At 54.0% G+C, this 17,308-nt stretch carries 22 protein-coding genes; 16 read left to right on the top strand and 6 right to left on the bottom strand.

The genetic code is table 11. The annotated features are described in order from the left end of the window. Position 1 precedes the first annotated feature (1 nt). From Q3O59_RS04300 to Q3O59_RS04315, 4 genes are read left to right on the top strand one after another with little or no spacing between them, the layout of a single operon-like run. Positions 2 to 787: a ParA family protein gene (locus tag Q3O59_RS04300; RefSeq protein ID WP_305944390.1), complete on the top strand. Its 786-nt coding sequence runs from the start codon at positions 2 to 4 to the stop codon at positions 785 to 787. After that, entirely contained in the window at positions 780 to 1,547 is a 768-nt protein-coding gene (locus Q3O59_RS04305; RefSeq protein WP_305944391.1) for a chemotaxis protein CheW, read from the top strand. Before Q3O59_RS04300 ends, Q3O59_RS04305 begins: the two co-directional genes overlap by 8 nt. Positions 1,548 to 1,582: 35 nt before the next feature. Further along, positions 1,583 to 2,077, top strand: coding sequence for a chemotaxis protein CheW (locus Q3O59_RS04310; RefSeq protein ID WP_228589321.1), 495 nt, complete (start codon positions 1,583 to 1,585; stop codon positions 2,075 to 2,077). Between the two features lie 12 nt (positions 2,078 to 2,089). Beyond that, positions 2,090 to 2,536, top strand: a complete 447-nt coding sequence (locus Q3O59_RS04315) for a DUF2802 domain-containing protein (RefSeq protein WP_305944392.1) — start codon at positions 2,090 to 2,092, stop codon at positions 2,534 to 2,536. Between the two features lie 23 nt (positions 2,537 to 2,559). Here Q3O59_RS04315 and Q3O59_RS04320 read toward each other — a convergent pair whose 3' ends face one another. Further along, positions 2,560 to 2,877: an EscU/YscU/HrcU family type III secretion system export apparatus switch protein gene (locus Q3O59_RS04320; protein WP_305944446.1), complete on the bottom strand. Its 318-nt coding sequence runs from the start codon at positions 2,875 to 2,877 to the stop codon at positions 2,560 to 2,562. A gap of 2 nt (positions 2,878 to 2,879) precedes the next feature. Beyond that, positions 2,880 to 4,751 (bottom strand): flagellar hook-length control protein FliK, encoded by a 1,872-nt coding sequence (gene fliK, locus Q3O59_RS04325; protein WP_305944393.1) that lies wholly within the window; start codon positions 4,749 to 4,751, stop codon positions 2,880 to 2,882. A 59-nt stretch (positions 4,752 to 4,810) separates the two neighbouring features. Here fliK and ccmA point away from each other — a divergent pair, with 59 nt between their 5' ends. From ccmA to Q3O59_RS04375, 10 genes are read left to right on the top strand one after another with little or no spacing between them, the layout of a single operon-like run. Next, on the top strand, positions 4,811 to 5,473 hold the full coding sequence (gene ccmA, locus Q3O59_RS04330; RefSeq protein WP_369812343.1) for a cytochrome c biogenesis heme-transporting ATPase CcmA: 663 nt from the start codon (positions 4,811 to 4,813) through the stop codon (positions 5,471 to 5,473). Then, positions 5,467 to 6,126 (top strand): heme exporter protein CcmB, encoded by a 660-nt coding sequence (gene ccmB / locus Q3O59_RS04335; RefSeq protein WP_305944395.1) that lies wholly within the window; start codon positions 5,467 to 5,469, stop codon positions 6,124 to 6,126. The genes ccmA and ccmB overlap by 7 nt, the downstream gene beginning before the upstream one ends. Before the next feature lies 1 nt (position 6,127). Further along, positions 6,128 to 6,865, top strand: a complete 738-nt coding sequence (locus tag Q3O59_RS04340) for a heme ABC transporter permease (protein WP_228589326.1) — start codon at positions 6,128 to 6,130, stop codon at positions 6,863 to 6,865. Further along, entirely contained in the window at positions 6,865 to 7,068 is a 204-nt protein-coding gene (gene ccmD, locus Q3O59_RS04345; protein WP_228589327.1) for a heme exporter protein CcmD, read from the top strand. The genes Q3O59_RS04340 and ccmD overlap by 1 nt, the downstream gene beginning before the upstream one ends. After that, positions 7,065 to 7,556 (top strand): cytochrome c maturation protein CcmE, encoded by a 492-nt coding sequence (ccmE, locus tag Q3O59_RS04350; RefSeq protein WP_305944396.1) that lies wholly within the window; start codon positions 7,065 to 7,067, stop codon positions 7,554 to 7,556. Before ccmD ends, ccmE begins: the two co-directional genes overlap by 4 nt. After that, the gene (locus Q3O59_RS04355; protein WP_305944397.1) at positions 7,556 to 9,541 is read left to right on the top strand and encodes a heme lyase CcmF/NrfE family subunit; all 1,986 of its coding nucleotides are present in this window, start codon (positions 7,556 to 7,558) and stop codon (positions 9,539 to 9,541) included. The genes ccmE and Q3O59_RS04355 overlap by 1 nt, the downstream gene beginning before the upstream one ends. Further along, entirely contained in the window at positions 9,534 to 10,133 is a 600-nt protein-coding gene (locus tag Q3O59_RS04360; RefSeq protein ID WP_305944398.1) for a redoxin family protein, read from the top strand. The genes Q3O59_RS04355 and Q3O59_RS04360 overlap by 8 nt, the downstream gene beginning before the upstream one ends. Further along, positions 10,130 to 10,588, top strand: a complete 459-nt coding sequence (locus tag Q3O59_RS04365; RefSeq protein ID WP_305944399.1) for a cytochrome c-type biogenesis protein — start codon at positions 10,130 to 10,132, stop codon at positions 10,586 to 10,588. Before Q3O59_RS04360 ends, Q3O59_RS04365 begins: the two co-directional genes overlap by 4 nt. Then, a complete protein-coding gene (ccmI, locus tag Q3O59_RS04370) occupies positions 10,585 to 11,790 on the top strand; it encodes a c-type cytochrome biogenesis protein CcmI (protein WP_305944400.1) in 1,206 nt (401 codons plus the stop codon). The genes Q3O59_RS04365 and ccmI overlap by 4 nt, the downstream gene beginning before the upstream one ends. Before the next feature lie 41 nt (positions 11,791 to 11,831). Then, on the top strand, positions 11,832 to 12,563 hold the full coding sequence (locus tag Q3O59_RS04375; RefSeq protein ID WP_228589340.1) for an MlaA family lipoprotein: 732 nt from the start codon (positions 11,832 to 11,834) through the stop codon (positions 12,561 to 12,563). A gap of 63 nt (positions 12,564 to 12,626) precedes the next feature. Here Q3O59_RS04375 and Q3O59_RS04380 read toward each other — a convergent pair whose 3' ends face one another. Both Q3O59_RS04380 and Q3O59_RS04385 read right to left on the bottom strand, forming a co-directional pair. Further along, on the bottom strand, positions 12,627 to 13,613 hold the full coding sequence (locus Q3O59_RS04380) for a 2-hydroxyacid dehydrogenase (RefSeq protein ID WP_305944401.1): 987 nt from the start codon (positions 13,611 to 13,613) through the stop codon (positions 12,627 to 12,629). A gap of 65 nt (positions 13,614 to 13,678) precedes the next feature. Beyond that, positions 13,679 to 14,173, bottom strand: a complete 495-nt coding sequence (locus Q3O59_RS04385) for a glutathione peroxidase (protein WP_305944402.1) — start codon at positions 14,171 to 14,173, stop codon at positions 13,679 to 13,681. Between the two features lie 90 nt (positions 14,174 to 14,263). Between Q3O59_RS04385 and Q3O59_RS04390 the strand changes: the two genes are divergently transcribed. Beyond that, entirely contained in the window at positions 14,264 to 15,154 is an 891-nt protein-coding gene (locus tag Q3O59_RS04390) for an NAD(P)-dependent oxidoreductase (protein WP_305944403.1), read from the top strand. A gap of 169 nt (positions 15,155 to 15,323) precedes the next feature. Then, on the top strand, positions 15,324 to 16,274 hold the full coding sequence (locus Q3O59_RS04395; protein WP_305944404.1) for an alpha/beta hydrolase family protein: 951 nt from the start codon (positions 15,324 to 15,326) through the stop codon (positions 16,272 to 16,274). Between the two features lie 25 nt (positions 16,275 to 16,299). On the opposite strand, the gene Q3O59_RS04400 is transcribed toward Q3O59_RS04395, so the two are convergent. Beyond that, complete coding sequence (locus Q3O59_RS04400; RefSeq protein ID WP_305944447.1) at positions 16,300 to 16,764, bottom strand: RES family NAD+ phosphorylase; 465 nt, start codon at positions 16,762 to 16,764, stop codon at positions 16,300 to 16,302. After that, on the bottom strand, positions 16,761 to 17,210 hold the full coding sequence (gene parS, locus Q3O59_RS04405; RefSeq protein ID WP_305944405.1) for a type II RES/Xre toxin-antitoxin system antitoxin: 450 nt from the start codon (positions 17,208 to 17,210) through the stop codon (positions 16,761 to 16,763). Before parS ends, Q3O59_RS04400 begins: the two co-directional genes overlap by 4 nt. Between the last annotated feature and the right edge of the window lie 98 nt (positions 17,211 to 17,308).

Genomic DNA, 17,308 nt, shown 5'->3' on the forward strand with positions numbered 1-17,308 from the left:
TGTGGTTGTTTGGACAATAGCAAATCAAAAAGGCGGGGTGGGCAAAACCACCAGCACGGTTTCGTTAGGCGCTTTGTTGGCGGAACGTGGCTATCGTGTTCTGCTGGTGGACATTGATCCCCATGCCTCCATGACCTACTACTTTGGCATTGATGCCGAAGAGTTGGAAGTGAGTGTTTACGATATTTTTATCCGGGGCAAAGACATCAGCCGGGAGGAAATCCTGCAATCACTTTGTCCCAGTGGTGTTGAAAACCTCGACATTCTGCCATCCTCGATGGCCTTGGCGACCTTGGATCGCTCCCTTGGCAACAAAAATGGCATGGGATTGATTCTAAAAAAGGGATTGGCCAAATTAAGTAAGGATTACGATTACATTTTGTTGGACTGCCCCCCGGTGATGGGGGTGCTGATGGTCAATGCATTGGCAGCCAGTGATCGGGTGCTGATCCCGGTTCAGACTGAGTTTCTGGCCATTAAAGGTCTGGAGCGCATGATCGCAACCATGGGATTGATGACCCACTCCCAGCAAAAAAGTTACCGCTACACCATTATCCCGACCATGTACGACAAACGCACCAAAGCGTCGCTCGAAGCGTACAAAGAGTTAAAAGCCAAGTACCAGGATAAGGTGTGGTCGGCAGTAATCCCGGTCGACACCAAGTTTCGTGATGCCAGTTTGGCGCAAACACCACCTCCGGTGTATGCGCCGCGCTCGCGTGGTGTTTTTGCTTACAACACCTTGCTGAGTTATTTACTGCAGTTGCCGGAGACTGAGCATGTCTGATCGCTACAGCAGTCAGAAAGTGATGCAACATTACTTAACGGCTTTGCTGACCGATGAGGAGCCGGCGGCTGCGCCAACAGCAGCTCCGGCGCCGGAAGTCCCAGAGGTTAAACAAAAGCTGGAGTCGTTGCTGGCGAGAGTCACCACCACGCAGGTCGCTAGCGAGGCTACGACTCAAGCGAAGGCAAAAGCAGAAGCGCCCCCGGTCATGCCCAAATTGGCCGATACCGAGTTGCAGACCGAAGTGCTCACGCGCAAGTCGCAGCCGGGTTTTCGCGAAGACGCCGTTCAAACGGCCAAGTCCTATCGGGAGGGCAATTTCCAGGCGCTGTTTTTCAGCGTGGCCGGTTTAACCATTGCCTTGCCATTGAAGGAGTTGGGTGGCATTCATAAAATGAGCAGCGTCAATACCATGCCGGGCAAGCCTGCCTGGTTTAAAGGCGTGATGTTGCAGCGTGAATTGAAAATCAATGTGGTGGATACCGGCCTTTGGGTGATGCCGGAAAAATTTGACCAGGCTCAAGCTGAATCGCATTCGTATCAGTATGTTATAATGTTAAGCAACACCCCGTGGGGGCTGGCGTGCGATAAACTGATCAACACCGTGACTTTATCGCAGGATGAGGTAAAGTGGCGGGAGTCCAGTGGCAAAAGACCTTGGCTTGCCGGGCTGATCAAACAGCATATGTGTGCTTTACTGGATGTAGATGCTTTGACAGAAATGCTGCGGCAGGGTCTGAGCAGTGAAGATGACGTGTAACAGAGCGGTGTTGTGACCGCCAATGAGGAGCTGGAATGAGTAATGTAGCCAAGCAGACTGCAAAAGACAGCGACACCACGGATGAGGTTCTGCAGTGGGTCACTTTCAAACTGCAGGACGAGACCTATGGCATCAATGTGATGCAGGTACAGGAAGTCTTGCGTTATACCGAAATTGCTCCGGTACCAGGCTCTCCGGATTATGTGATGGGAATCATCAATTTACGTGGCAATGTGGTCACCGTTATTGACACCCGGGCCCGCTTTGGCCTGGAAGGCGCTGAGGTCAGCGACAATACCCGTATCGTGATCATCGAAGCGGACAAGCAGGTGGTGGGTATTCTGGTCGACAGCGTCGCCGAGGTGGTGTATCTGAAAGCATCAGAAATTGATACTGCGCCCAATGTTGGCAATGACGAGAGTGCCAAATTTATCCAGGGGGTCACCAATCGCGAGGGTGAGCTGTTGATCCTGGTGGATCTGAATAAACTGCTCACCGATGAAGAGTGGGATGAAATCAGTGCACTCTAACGGAAACTGCCGATGATCATTGCCTGGTTGGGCGTCTTGACGCTGCTGTTGCTGTGGTTACTCTGGCGCAGTTTTACGGTCGGAGCAAATCATCAGGCACTGTCTGAGCCACGCATTTTGCAGCAGGACAGTGCGGACTCCACAACCCAATCAGAGTCAGATTCAGCGCAACAACTTCAGCTGGTTCGGGCCGAGCTGGCAGAGTTGCGCGCTGGCGTGATTGGGGTGGGGCAGCGGGTGCTTCAGCTGGAATCCGAGCTGCAAAACCAGCAACAGCAGTTGTCAGAGCAAGCTGAACAGCTGCAGGCCTTGCAACTGACGGAGCCAGAATCCAAACTTTACAGCCGGGCGATGAAGATGGTGCAACTGGGCGCTGATCTGGAAGAAATCATGCGGGAATGCGAACTACCAAGAGCCGAGGCCGAGTTGCTGTTTCATTTGCATCAGCAAAAAGGTTAGGGCATGCCTTTGGGTAGCAGGTACTAAGTTTTTAAATCAATTCGTTGATGAATGTTGTCCCACTCATCCGGAAACTTCCCTTGCAACACGTAAGAAAATGCAATCAACTCAGCAATAATGACATACAACTCTTTTGGAATGGTGTCTCCTAATTCCAGTTGCGTCAGCAGTTTGTTCAGCTCTTCATCTTCATGAATCAAAATACCATGGGCTTTGGCCACCGCCAGAATGTCATCCGCCAGAGCGCCATGGCCTTTGGCAATCACTTCTGGCGCCGTTTTGCCATCGTAGCGTAGCGCTGTAGCTGATTTATTTTTCCTTTTGTTGTCTGGTGTGCTCATCATCAGGCCTTCACGGTAATCAAGCTGCTGTGGCGGTTGAATAAGCTGGCCGGAACGGCTCCTGATTGACACTGTACCTGCTCTACCTCAATGCCCTGCGCCTCAAGTCGTTCGCTTAACCTCGGGATAAACTGTTCGGCCAAAGTCTGGGTCTGCGCTTGCTCGGTGTAAATTTGCAGATTCAGGCGATTGCCATCGAGTTTGGCGGTAGCCAGTACTTTTCCAAGCTCGGTCAGATCAAAATGCATGGTCAGTTGCCAGACTTTATTGGTCTGACCGCTTTGGTTGTCGGAGCCATCACGCTGCTCAATTTTCAATTGCAATTGGGTGCTTTGCTGATCCCACTGCAACGGCAGCTGCAGCAGGAACTGACCGCTCTGTTGTTGCTGCAACTCGGTGCTGGCCAATTGGCTTTGCTGCATGGCGCCACTGTGGCTGGCCAATTGTCGCAGCAATTGACCTGCACTCTGACTGTCCAGTTGTTGCAGCAACGGCATCAGACGCTGCGCCGCTGGCTGGTTGGCCATTGGGCTGGCACCCCGGCTGAGTCGTCCCAGCAGCAGTTGAATGGCCAGGGCAAAGGTACCGGCGGCGCTGCTGCTGTTGGCTGGGGCCTGCAGCGGATGAAATTGCAGCACGGCCTGCAATTGTTGCTGGATTTCAGCACCCGACATGACCCGCTGCCCTGAGGGCAGTTGTTGGCGGATGTGCTGCAGGGCTTGCTGCAAAGGGGCTGGTAACTCAGGCAGGCTGGCGAGCCGGGCCGGACTCTCTGCCAGCAGTGGTTGCAGCAAACGCCAGCCCTGCTCCAACACCGGCTGTGTTTTGTTGCCACTTTGCTGCTGAGCCGCAGGCTCTGCGGCTGTTCCTGTTTGCGCTGCTTGCCATTGAATCGGGCGGTTAAATGCATCTTTGGCCAGCTGCAGTTTGGCACTGCTTTGCTGTTGCGACAAAAACTGCAGTTGCCAATTTTGCTGCTCCTGTTGCAGTTGGATTTGATAGTGCCCAGCAGCTAAGCGAACCTGAGGCAAAGGCAGCATCAGGTTGCCCAGTTGCAGGTACTGTTGCTGCAAGCGGGCCGGAATACTTTGGCCCTGTATGGCGCTGGCAACTTGCGCCAACAGCTGCTGCTGCAGCTGTGCCGGCAAGGTCAATTGCTGGTACTGCAAGCGCTGCGGGGGCGGCTCTGAGTGCGTCTGGCCTGGTGGTTGAGGACTGCTTCTGTCGGCTGCTTTGGGCATACTCAGGTTGCCAGGCATCGAAGGTACCAAAGGCGTAGTTCTGGCTTGGCTGGTTGTTTTCACCTCAAGAAACAAACTGGGCTCCTGACCTGTACCAAGACTGATGCTGGCTTCAATGCGAGCCTGTGGAAATTGCACCATCAGCGACTGTATGGTGCGGTGCAAGGCGTTAGGTAAGGGCAGAACCATGCCCTGAGGCAGACGGATTTGGCTTTGCTGCCGGCTGCTTTGCAGCTCGACCGGCAAATGGGTGGCCGTACTGGCACTGCTGAGATCGGTCACGGGTCGGCTGTCGCCACGCCAGTTCAATGCCAGGGTCAGTGCTTGTTGTTGGTTTAAAGGAAAGCTTTGAACGGCTTCGCCCCTGGCTTGCAACTGGACCTGAACCCGGCCGTCCGGCAATTGCTGAAAGCTGGCCTGCATCGCACTGCCATTCGGGGCGGTGACACTTTGTGGCAGTCGCAGTTGCAAAATCCCCTGGGCGGTATTCAGTTGCAAAAGACGTGCGCCTTGTACCGGATCGGTCAACAGAATGCCTGGGTAGGCTTTGTCTGGTTGCAAGGGAATGGCCGCTGTGGTGCCGCGGCCGGCAGCTGTTACCTGCATCAGGTGCTCAAGTTTGATCGGGTTCATGTTTTTGTCACTTTTACCATGCTTGTGCTCCGCTGACGCGTTCGTATTCCAATCGGAATATGGTAAGATCCGCGCAATTTTACCAGGAGGCCACTGTGACCGACTTCTTTTGTGCCCGCGGCTTAAGTTGTATCCGCCAGGACAGAGTGCTGTTCCAGGGGCTGGATCTGGAGCTGGTACCCGGACAGCTGCTGCAGGTGCAGGGCAAAAATGGTGCTGGTAAAAGTTCATTGTTGCGTCTGTTGGCCGGTTTGTCCACACCGGATGATGGTGAGATCCTGTTTCGGGGGCAGCCGTTATCGCAGCAATTGGACGAATTCGCTACGTCTCTTTGTTATATCGGCCACCAAAGCGGCATTCATGAGCACTTAACCGCTCTGGAGAATCTGGCATTTTGGCGTGCTGCTTATGAGCTGCCATACCAGGATAACCTCAGCTTGCTGGGTGAGTTAGGCCTGGCCGGTCTGGAAGATGTGCCTTGCCGAATGCTTTCTGCCGGGCAACAGCGCAGGGTTTCCTTAGCCCGACTTTGGTTAACTCAGGCACCGCTCTGGATATTGGATGAACCCTTTACTGCCCTTGATCAGCACTCCATTGCACGTTTGCAGCAGCGCTTTCATCAGCAACTGGCAGCCGGTGGTGCCATTATTGTGACGACGCATCAACCGCTCAGTGTCGACTTTCCCAGTTTAAAAACTCTGGAGCTGGCTTACCGATGGTAATGACATTTTTACGCCGTGAGCTGGTGCTGTTGGCACGGCAGAAGGCCGATTGGTTGAACCCGTTGCTGTTCTTCATTATTGTCTTGACCTTGTTTCCGTTAGGGGTTGGACCAGAGCCGAACCAATTACGTATAATGGCGCCTGGGATTGTCTGGATAGCGGCCCTGTTGAGTGTTTTGCTGGCGGCTGAGCGCCTGTTTCGCGATGACTATCGCAACGGTGTCATTGAGCAGCTGGTGGCGTCGCGTCAGGGGGTGATGGCCTTTGTGCTGGCGAAGACCGCCGCAAACTGGCTCAGTACCGGTTTGCCATTGGTGATGTTGTCCCCGGTGGTGGCCATGTTGTTGGGCGTTGATAAAGCGGCATTTATCGCCATGATGCTGACGCTGTTGTTGGGAACCCCTATGCTCAGCATTTTGAGCGTATTGGGTGCGGCTCTGACCATGTCGGCCGATAAAGGCGGTATTTTGCTGGCACTGTTAATAGTCCCGCTGTACATACCTCTGCTGATTTTTGCCAGTGCGGCAATTGAGGCTGCTGGTATGGGGTTGTCTTACAGTGGTCAACTTGCGATTCTGGTTGCCATGTTACTATTGGCGTTGGCTTTGGTGCCACTGGCGGTTGCCAGTGCGTTACGAATTAATGTGAGTTAGTATGTTTAAATGGCTGCACCCTCTGGCAAAACCTGAAACTCTCTATCGATTCTGCGGGCATTTGTTTCCCTGGCTTATGCTGTCGGCCCTAACCATTCTGCTGGTGGGCAACGTCTGGGGTCTGGTGTTTGCCCCTCAGGATTACCAGCAATTCGATACGGTACGCATTATGTACATCCATGTGCCTTCTGCCTTGCTATCGATGAGCACCTACACCATGATGGCGATTGCCGCTTTTATTGCGCTGGTCTGGCAGGTCAAAGTCGCCCAGTGGTCGGTACTGGCCATTGCACCGATTGGTGCCGTTTTTACCGCCATCTCATTGCTGACCGGCATGGCCTGGGGCAAACCGATGTGGGGCACCTGGTGGGAGTGGGATGCGCGCTTGACCTCGCAACTTATTTTGTTGTTCCTGTACCTGGGCGTGATTGCCTTGTACGGCGCTTTTTCTGACCGGCAGACCGGTGGCAAGGTCGCTTCCTTGTTGGCTGTGATTGGCGTGGTCAATGTCCCTATTATTCATTTCTCCGTCGAGTGGTGGCATACCCTGCATCAGGGGGCCAGCATTATGAAATTTGACACCCCTTCGGTGCATCCCAGCATGCTGTGGCCTTTGCTGATTAGTTTGCTGGGTTTTTATCTGCTGATGCTGGCTCTGGTTTGTTTGCGGCTAAGGACCGCCATTTTAGAGCATGAGCAGCACCGGCCATGGGTACGTGCGACCTTGGGAGGACACTAATGCAGTTTGACAGTTTCAGTGATTTTCTGGCGATGGGCGGCTATGGCTTTTACATCTGGCTGGCCTATGGTTTGACCTATGGTTTGTTGGTGGGGCTGGCGGGTTATTGCTTTTGGGAGCTGAAAGCCTTTCACCAAAACTTCCGACAGAAGCTGGCGCGGGCCCAACGAGTTAAGCAGTATCAGGAGACTGAGCACCCATGACAACAAGACGACAAAAACGCCTTTGGTCCATTCTGGCCATCTTGACTCTGGTAGCCGGCTCAGTCGGTGCCATGCTGTTTGCCCTGACGCAGAATATCAACTTATTCTATACCCCAACTCAGTTGGTCGAGGGCATCGGGCCTGATAAAAAGCGCCCGGAAATCGGTCAGCGTCTACGCATCGGTGGTGTGGTGGTTGAAGGCTCTGTAGTGCGGGACCCTGAGTCCTTGTTGGTTCGTTTTGACCTGGTGGATATTGGCCCTACCGTAACGGTCGAGTACAACGGCATCCTGCCAGACCTGTTCCGTGAAGGACAGGGCATCGTTGCTCAGGGCCATCTGGTTGAAGACCGCCTGATCCGCGCCACCGAGGTACTGGCACGGCACGATGAAGAGTACATGCCACCCGAAGTGGCCAAAGCGCTCAAAGGCATTCAGCATGTGCCGCCCTCGCAGCAAACCGCTACCGAATCCACCGGAGGTTACTGATGATCCCTGAGTTAGGCCAACTGGCACTGACCTTTGCTTTTGTGCTGTCCCTGATGTTGGGGGTGATCCCGCTTTATGGCAGCTACACCGGCAACGAGCGGGCTTTAATGCTGGGTAAGCCCTTGGCCATCGCCTCGGCATTGTTTGCCGGCCTGGCATTCGCCGCTTTGTCCTATGCGTTTTACACCGATGACTTTACTGTCATCAATGTGGCGTCCAATTCCAGCACTGTATTACCCTGGTACTACAAATTGACGGCTACCTGGGGCTCGCATGAAGGCTCTATGGTGCTTTGGGTTTGGATCCTGACTTTGTGGACGGCTGCGGTTGCGCTGTTTTCCAAACAACTGCCGTTGCTAATGCAGGGGCGTATTCTGGGGGTGATGGGCTGGATAGGCGTTGGCTTTATTGCTTTTTCGCTCTTTATGTCCAATGCCTTCGAGCGCAGCCTGCCGTACTTCCCGGCCGAGGGCAATGATCTGAACCCCTTGCTGCAAGATTTTGGCATGATCATTCACCCACCTTTGCTGTACATGGGCTATGTTGGCTTTGCGGTATCCTTTGCTTTTGCCATTGCGGCATTGCTCAGCGGCAAGTTTGACAGCACCTGGGCACGTTGGGCGCGGCCCTGGACCCTGGCAGCCTGGATGTTTTTAACCCTGGGCATCATGCTTGGCAGTTGGTGGGCCTACAAAGAGCTCGGCTGGGGTGGTTGGTGGTTCTGGGATCCGGTTGAAAATGCTTCCTTTATGCCTTGGTTGGTGGGCACGGCGCTGATCCATACTTTGGCGGTGACGGAAAAGCGTGGCACCTTTAAATCCTGGACGGTCTTACTGGCACTGGCAACCTTCTCGCTAAGCCTGTTGGGTGCATTCCTGGTTCGCTCCGGTGTGCTGGTGTCGGTGCATTCTTTTGCCACCGATCCAAGTCGGGGTTTGTTCCTGCTGGTGTTTTTGCTGATTGTGATCGGGGGTTCCTTGCTGCTGTATGCGCTGCGGATGCGTTCGGTCCGCAGTCAGGCCCGGTTTGAGCTGTTTTCACGCGAAGTGATGCTGTGGGGCAACAACGTCTTTATGCTAACGGCAACCCTGGTGGTATTTTTGGGGACCTTGTTGCCGCTGTTCCACCAGGAGCTGGGGCTGGGTTCCATTTCCATTGGTGAGCCTTTCTTTGATGCGATGTTCTTTTACCTGGCCATTCCGTTCAGCCTGTTGTTGGGGCTGGGCCCCTGGGTACGCTGGAAACAGCAAAAATGGCAGCCGCTGATCCCGCCGATGGCGATGATTGCGCTGGCAACCCTGATTGTTGCGGTCGGTTTGATGGCGGCTACCCAGTCGGTACAGGCCAATGTGGCCCTGATTGGCTTGTTGTTAGGGGCCTGGGTTGGTATGTCTGCACTGGGCGAAGTTGGTCAGCGCATTCGTCAGTTTGGTCAGGGCTTGGCAGGTATTCGTAAGCTGAGTGCCAGCCACTACGGCATGACCACCGCCCACATTGGTTTTGCAGTTATGGTGATTGGTATTGCCATGACCACCACCTACAGCGTGGAGCGGGATGTGCGGATGCAGGTGGGCGACACCATCTCGTTGTCTGGCTATGACTTTACCTTATTGGATTTGTACAAGCTGGATGGACCCAACTACGGAGGCGAGGCTGCCGATTTGAAAGTCGAGCGCGATGGTCGGTTTATTACCAACCTGCATGCTGAAAAACGCTTTTACACCATCCAGCGTACCGTAATGACTGAAGCGGCTATTCACGCCCGTTTAAGCCGGGATCTGTACGTGTCTTTAGGGGAAGCTTTACCAGGCAATGCCTGGTCCTTCAAAGTCCAGGTGAAGCCTTTTGTGCGCTGGATATGGCTGGGTGGTTTGCTGATGGCGATAGGGGCCACCTGGTCCTTGTTTGATGAGCGCTATCGCCGTAAAGTCACGCGCCGCCTGAGGGCTCCGGCGCGCAACAACGAGGAGGTCGCCCATGCGTAAGTGGCTGTTTTTTGCACCTTTGGCTATTTTTCTGGCGGTTTCGGTCTTTTTGTACACTGGGCTCTTTTCCGACCCCTGGAGCCGCGACTCTGCGTTGTTAAACCGGCCTATGCCCGAGTTTGACTTGCCGGATCTGATGCAGCCACAACAGCGTTGGAACCGCGAGCTGCTAACCGGCGAGCCTTTTTTACTCAGTGTCTGGGGCGTTTGGTGCCCAACCTGCAAAGCTCAACTGCGCTTTATGACCGAGCTCAGGGAGCAGGGCATTCCCATCATTGGTTTGTATTATCCGTTACCGGTGGATCCGGCTTTTGGTGATCACTTTAGCCTGGGCCAGTTGCAGCGTGATGTGCAGCGGGAACTGGCTTACTTTGGCGATCCTTACCAATTCAATATTCTGGATGAAAACCGCCGCCTGTCGTTTGACCTTGGGGTTTCAGGCTCACCTGAGACCTTTCTGGTCGATGCCGATGGCACCATTCGGATGCACCATGTTGGCGATCTGAACCCGCGGGTTTGGCGCAATCTTTTTGCACCGGCATTCGAGGAGCTGCAACAAGCCTCGCTGGCCTATCAGGGAGCCAAGCCATGAGCCGGTTGCTGCTGGTCGCATGGGTCTTGTTCAGCACTTCGTTGTTGGCGGGTGACGAAATTCTGCCGTTTGAAGACGATGCCAAGCGCAGTCTCTACCAAGAGCTGGTGCAGCAACTGCGCTGCCCACAGTGCCAAAATCAGAACATTGCCGAGTCCAATGCAGTGGTGTCCATTGATATGCGCAATAAAACCTACGAGCTGGTGCAGCAGGGCTACAGCCGGCGAGAAGTGATCGACTTTATGGTCGACCGTTACGGTGACTTTGTGCATTACAGCCCACCGCTGAACCCGGTAACCATCTGGCTCTGGATCTTGCCGGTGGTTTGGCTGGTGCTGATGGCCTGGTACATGTTGCGCCGCCGCCAGAGCGCGCAAACGGCCAGGGCATCCAATCCTGAATTGGAGCAGGAGTTGGATGCCATTATCGACGCTTATCGGAGTAAAAAATCATGATGTGGCAGTTGCTACTGGGGGCCCTGTTGATGTTGGCCCTGAGCCTGGTATTTATGGCCTGGCCTCGAAGTGCACGTGTCGGCGAACAGCAGACGCCGGCGGAATTATTCAGCGAGCGGATGGAGTTGCTGGCCACAGCCCGAGATGCTGGCGAGTTGGCAGAGCAAGATTTTGACAGTGCCGCAGACGAGCTGAAGCAGCAGTTTTTAGAACAAGAAGCCAAGGCGGTGCAATTGCAGGCATCGCAAAGCAGCTGGCGCTGGTACGGTGGCTTAACCCTGGCTGTTGCCGCGATGGTTGGCGGCATTTACAGCTGGAATGGTCACTACCGTGAGCTGGTCGACTGGCAGACGGCACAGCAAAAGCTGCCTGAGTTTGGCGAGCGCTCTTTGCTCGGCCGCGGTGAGCCTTTGAATGATGAGGAGCTGACTGGCTTTGCCTTGGCGCTGCGGACCAAACTGGCCCGTGAGGGTGATGACGCTGCTGCCTGGTTTTTATTGGGACGCATTTGGATGTCGCAAGGGCTGATGATGGATGCCATTGACGCCTTTGAAAAAGCATTGCAGATGACCCCGGAACGCACTTCACTGTTGATTAGTTACAGCCAGGCTATGTTGGTGGTTGGTGGCGATGACAAGTTAGCAAAAGCTGGCAGGGCTATGGCCCGGGTATTGACCAATGAACCGGACAATCTGGATGCGCTGTCTTTACTCGCTTACATTGCTTACGAAAAAGATGACCTGGACGAAGCCATTGCCGCCTGGACCCTGTTGCTGGACCGTCTGCCAAGCTCCGATCCGCGTTATGCGGTGGTGCTGAACAAGCTGCAAGAGTTAGGGCAGGACGTGCAGGCGCGCGAAGAGCGAACTGTCTACCTGACGCTGGAGGTTGATCCTGATTTGCGGCAGTCGCACCCGGATGCCAGCGTTTTTGTGTTTGTGCGCCAGCCGGATGGCCCTGCCATGCCAGTGGCCGCTCAGCGTATCCCGGTGCCTGCTGGCGAGCTGCAAATGATGCTGACTGAAGAGATGTCGATGCAAACCGGCTGGACCCTGGCCAGCATTGACGAAGTGGAAGTGGTGGCACGATTTTCACCATCGGGTCGGGTCGATGAAACTGAAGGCAGTTTCGAAGTGGTCTCATCCCGTCAAGCTTTTACCGATGCCAGGGTGCAGGTCGCCTTGCAATTAAAAGCTCAGTAAAGCCGTTTAGAGGATCTATTTTGAAGACAAAGTCATTGGCAATGCGTTGCCTGCTGTTGTTGAGCCTTAGCGGGCTGCTGGCTGCCTGTGCCAGTGCGCCGGATGCGCCAGAGCCCGAGCGGGATCCCAGAGATAAACTGGAGCCTTTCAACCGGGCCATGTGGGAGCTCAATTATGAAATTCTGGATCCCAACATTCTCCGTCCGGCAACGGTCGGATACATGGCGGTGGTGCCAAGCCCGGCGCGGCGCGGTGTAGACAACTTTTTAAGCAACCTGCGTGAGCCGGATAGCTTTGTCAATGCTGGCTTGCAGGCAAAACCGGCCAGCATGGCGATCAGTGCCGGCCGTTTTCTGGTGAACTCGACGGTGGGGGTCTTGGGGCTGTTTGATGTGGCGACTAAAATTGGCTTGCATGAACGGCGGGAAGATTTTGGTCAGACCTTGGCGGTCTGGGGCGTCGGTGAGGGTTCATTTTTGATGGTGCCTGCCCGTGGTCCCTCGACAGTGCGTGACACCACTGGTGATCTGGTGGATGCGCTGTATTCGCCGCTGGGTTTGTTCAATACTCCGTTGACCATCACCCGTTATGTACTAAGCGGCTTGACCCAGCGCGAAAAAGCCATGTCGATGGAGCATTTGCTGGAAGACTCTTTTGATCCTTACGCCTTTGTGCGTGAGGCCTATTTGCAAAACCGACTGTTTGAAATTCACGACGGCAATCCGCCGGAGCAGGACGATTACGACGATTCCTATCTGGATGAGTTTTTCTAATCTGGCACTAGGACGTGTTGACCTTAAAAAGCGAGCTTCGGCTCGCTTTTTAGTGGCCGGTGTTTAGCAAAGCTCGTTGCCACTGGCTGTGCCCTTGTCGAAGGCAACCAGATTGTCGCTGGTGATTTGACTGATTTGCTGCATCGCCTCTTCGGTAAAAAAGGCTTGATGGCCGGTGATCAGCACATTGGGGAAAGTGAGTAAGCGTTTAAAGACGTCGTCGTCGATCACCATTTCCGACAGGTTTTCAAAAAATAAATCGGCTTCCTGTTCGTACACATCCAAACCCAGATAACCAATTTTCCGGCTTTTAAGAGCGTTAATCACTGCTTTGGTATCAATCAGGCCGCCGCGGCTGGTGTTGATCAACATCACATTCTCTTTCATCTGCGCCAGACTATCGACGTTGATCAGATAACGGGTTTCCGGAGTGAGCGGACAGTGCAGGCTGATGATATGGCTTTGCTGGTACAGCTCTGGCAAGGGCACGTAGCGGGCGCCCAGCTGTTTCAGCTCGGCATCTTCGTACAAGTCGTGGCACAGTAAGGTGCAGCCAAAGCCCAGTAAGATCCGGGCAGTGGCCTTGCCAATGCGACCGGTGCCAATCAGGCCAACGGTTTTGCCGTGCATGTTAAACCCCAGCAGGCCATCGAGCGCAAAGTTATCGTCCCGTACCCGGTTGTAGGCTTTGTGCAGCTTACGGTTCAGCGCCAGCATCATGCCGACGGTGTGCTCAGCCACGGCTTCGGGCGAGTAGGCGGGTACCCTGGCCACCTGAATGCCCAGCGCTTTGGCAGCATCCAGGTCGACATTGTTAAAGCCCGCGCAGCGCAGTGCAATCATCCGTACACCCTGTGCCTGCAAGGCGGTCAGTACCGGGGCAGATAAGTCGTCATTGACAAAAGCACAGATCGCGGCACTGTCAGCGGCCAGGCTGACGGTTTCTTCGCTGAGCTTAAGCTCCAGATAATGAAAATCCAGTTTTGGATCTGCCCAACGGCTGAATGCCTGTTGGTCGTATTTTTTTGCGCTGTACACCGTGACTTTCATGCGTAGTTCCTTTGCTAAGTTTGTACACAGTGTAGCAAAAAATGGCACGGCTTTATTGCTAGGGATCAAGGCTTTGGTGCTGCAAGCAACTCCTCAATGCTCTGGCGAATGGCCAGTGGCTTGGTGCGGGGGGCATAGCGTTTCACCACTTCGCCCTGGCTGTTGACCAGAAACTTGGTGAAATTCCATTTGATAGCGCGGGTTTTTAGCAGGCCACGGGCCTGATTCTTTAAAAACTCAAACACTGGCTCTGCGTCCGGGCCATTCACCTGAACTTTGGCCAGCACCGGAAAGCTCACCCCATAGTTGAGCTGGCAAAACTGCTGAATGTCCTGATCCGTGCCGGGCTCCTGGCCGCCAAACTGGTTGCAGGGAAAAGCCAGGATCTCAAGTCCGCGATCCTGGTAGCTTTGATACAAGGTTTCCAGCTCCTGATACTGTGGGGTAAAGCCGCACTGACTGGCGGTATTGACCACCAGCAGAGTTTTGCCTTTGTACTGCGCCAGATCCAGTGGCTGGCCCTGAGCGTCTTTCACGGTAAAATGATGCAGATTATTCATTGGGACTCCCCGAAAGCTTTTTACTTTTTGCAGCCATCTTTGTACGCTTGGTGGTATCTCATTAGTTTACGACAGAAGTAAGACACTGGTATGACAAATTCTAAAACAATCAAGAATGTGGCCTTTATCGGCCTTGGCGTGATGGGGTTCCCGATGGCGGGCTACCTGCAGCAGCAGGGCTATGCCACCCGGGTTTACAACCGTACCACAGCTAAAGCGATGGATTGGGTTAATCGTTATGGTGGCGCGCATGGTGAAACCCCGGCAGCGGCCGCCATGGGCGCCGAGCTGGTGTTCTTGTGTGTCGGTAATGACGACGATGTGCGCTCTGTGGTCTATGGCGAACATGGGGTGCTGGCCAGCATGCAGCCTGGTTCGGTGCTGATCGATCACACCACCGCTTCAGCTGAGCTGGCCCGTGAGCTGGCGGCAGCTTGTGCTGAGCAAGGCATTGGCTTTTTGGATGCACCGGTGTCTGGTGGCCAGGCCGGGGCTGAAAACGGTGTGCTGACCATTATGGTCGGCGGCGACAGCGAAGCCTACGCCAACGCCGAACCGGTGATGCAGGCCTATGCCCGCTGCTGCAAGCTGCTGGGCCCGACCGGCTCCGGGCAACTTGCCAAGATGGTCAATCAAATTTGCATCGCCGGTGTGGTACAAGGCCTGGCGGAAGGGCTGCATTTTGCCCAAAACGCCGGTTTGGATGCCGCTGCTGTGGTGGAGGTGATTTCACAAGGGGCTGCTCAGTCCTGGCAGATGCAAAACCGGTATCAAACTATGCTCAAAGGCGAATACGATTTTGGTTTTGCCGTCGACTGGATGCGCAAAGATCTCAGTATCGCACTGAGTGAGGCCCGGAAAAATGGCAGCCACCTGCCGCTGACTGCTCTGGTTGATCAGTTCTACAGCGAAGTCCAGCGCATGGGCGGCAACCGTTGGGATACGTCCAGTCTGCTGGCTCGTTTGCAGAAACCCGCATAAATTGACCAATCAATCTCTGGGCGCATGATTGCGCCCCTGCATCTGCCGATTTCTTCACACTTAAATGCCCATTTCTTTTTTGTGACAATACTCTGTTTATAGATTGTTGCAGTCCATCGCTTGTGTTAGCTTTTATTTTATTGAAAAAAAAGCACAACAAGGAAAATGTATGCGCTGGTTATTGGGCTTGGCTTTGGTGGTGTCATCTGTACAAGCTGGATCTTTTAGTTCGCATGAGTCGATTCAGTCGACGGCGAATTGTTTTCGGGGGCCGTTCGAGAATTTTACCACCTTAACTCAAAGAATTGAGCAAATGCCTGCCGAGCAGCAAGAGCGGATGAGTCGTATATTTGCCCAACCGCAATTTGAACAGCGGGTGAATACGATTTACTGTCGTGACTTTATCTATCAGGTTGATGGCGTTGAAGTACGAGGTGTGGTTGTGGCTCCTAAGCACCCTGACAAAACTGAGCAACCCTTGCCAGTTTTGATCTACAACCGGGGTGGCAATGCCAATTTTGGCGCTTTACGATTTCCAGTTGTCTACCACCAATTAATCACCTGGGCAGAGCAGGGCTATATTGTGATTGCCAGCAATTACCGTGAACAGGATGAGTTCGGTGGTGCCGATGTTGCCGATGTTGAAGCCTTATTGCCCATTATCCAGCAGATGCCAATAGCCGATCAAAGCAAGATTGCCATGTGGGGCGTCAGCCGCGGCGGCATGCAAAGCCTGATGGCGGTGCGGAATATGCCAGAGGTGAAAGCATTGGTATTTTCTGTTGGTGTGATTGATTTAGAGAAAGAGCTCGAGTTTCGCCCTGAAATGGAAAATGTGTATCAGGCCAGGATCCCAAATTATGCCGAGCGTAAGCAGGAGGCGTTGGCTGAGCGCTCCGTAGTAAACTGGTTGGATGAATTCCCTGCTGAGCTGCCGATCCTGATTTTGCATGGCGAGCAGGATGATCGGGTGCATGTCAGCAATGCCACGCGTTTTGCCAAGTTATTGGAGCAGCGGGAGCAGCCGCATCAGTTGCACATCTATCCGGATGTCGGCCACAATGTTTTCCGTGAGTCCTTTGATGATATGAAAAGCTGGCTGCAACAACAATTGCGATAAAGCTTTTATCGACATAGCGAACTGTTTAGGGCGTGAGCCGTGGATCCGGCATAAAATCCAGTTCTATCCGATTGTCAAGACAGGCCGAATAGTCGGGGTGGCTTGGGTTGAGCAGAATGTTGTGCTCACGCGGTGCCAACACACTGGGAACGGCTAAGGCCAGGCTGGCTTGTTCTTGCAGCCAGCTGTCACCAATGTTGGCGGTCCCAGCGCTGGCCGGTTGCATCTGCCAGTTGGCGGGCAGGTGCTGTGGGCTTAGGCTAAGTAAGGCATCGTCCGGCAGCTGCAACTGAAATAAGCGAAACTGCTTTAGTGCTACTCGGTTGTTCAAATGTACCAGCACTTCTAACATAGCCAGAGCTTCCGAACCTGCTGTGTAGATACAGGCTTTGCCTTTGCTGTTCCAGCGCCCGCCATAGAGCCTGGCACCTTCGCCATCAAACGCCTGAGCAGCCCATTTCTGATGCACCAGCCGGTACAGCAGCATCAGCTGAAGACGCCATGCTCTAAACGGCCAATCAGATCCAGCACTGCCTGGCTTTCTGCCGAGGTGGCCAGCATCTCAATAGGGGCCTGATCGCCAAGGCCATATACGGGCTGTGTCAGCCAGCCTTTGATGGCAGCATTATCGCCGTCAAACAAGCTGCTGGCAGCCGCAAAAACGGTGGCAAAGCGATACAGCCGATCGCTTTCATCCTGAGTAAAGCGGCCGCTTTTGGCACGCCGAGCCAGGGTAGCAGGGGCCAGCTGACAAACCGCTGCCAGTTGCTTTTTATCCAGGGTGGACAGTGCTGCCAGTTTATCAAACACCTGGTAGACAAAGCCTTGGTGCAGTGCCTGATACAGCTTAGAGCCACGCTCAGCAATGCCGATCTGCTGCCAAATATCAGGCTTGGTGGAGAGGCGGGGACTAAACTCACGGATCATGGCAGACATTGTTGTCACCTATCATCTGATATCTCAAAAGTATATCAGGTGATTGCTCCTGGTCAATGCGACCCTAATTTTCGGTCATACCAACCCCTCGCACCAAA

The sequence above is a fragment of the Alkalimonas delamerensis genome (assembly GCF_030717955.1).
In the GTDB taxonomy this organism is placed as follows: Bacteria; Pseudomonadota; Gammaproteobacteria; order Enterobacterales; family Alteromonadaceae; genus Alkalimonas; species Alkalimonas delamerensis.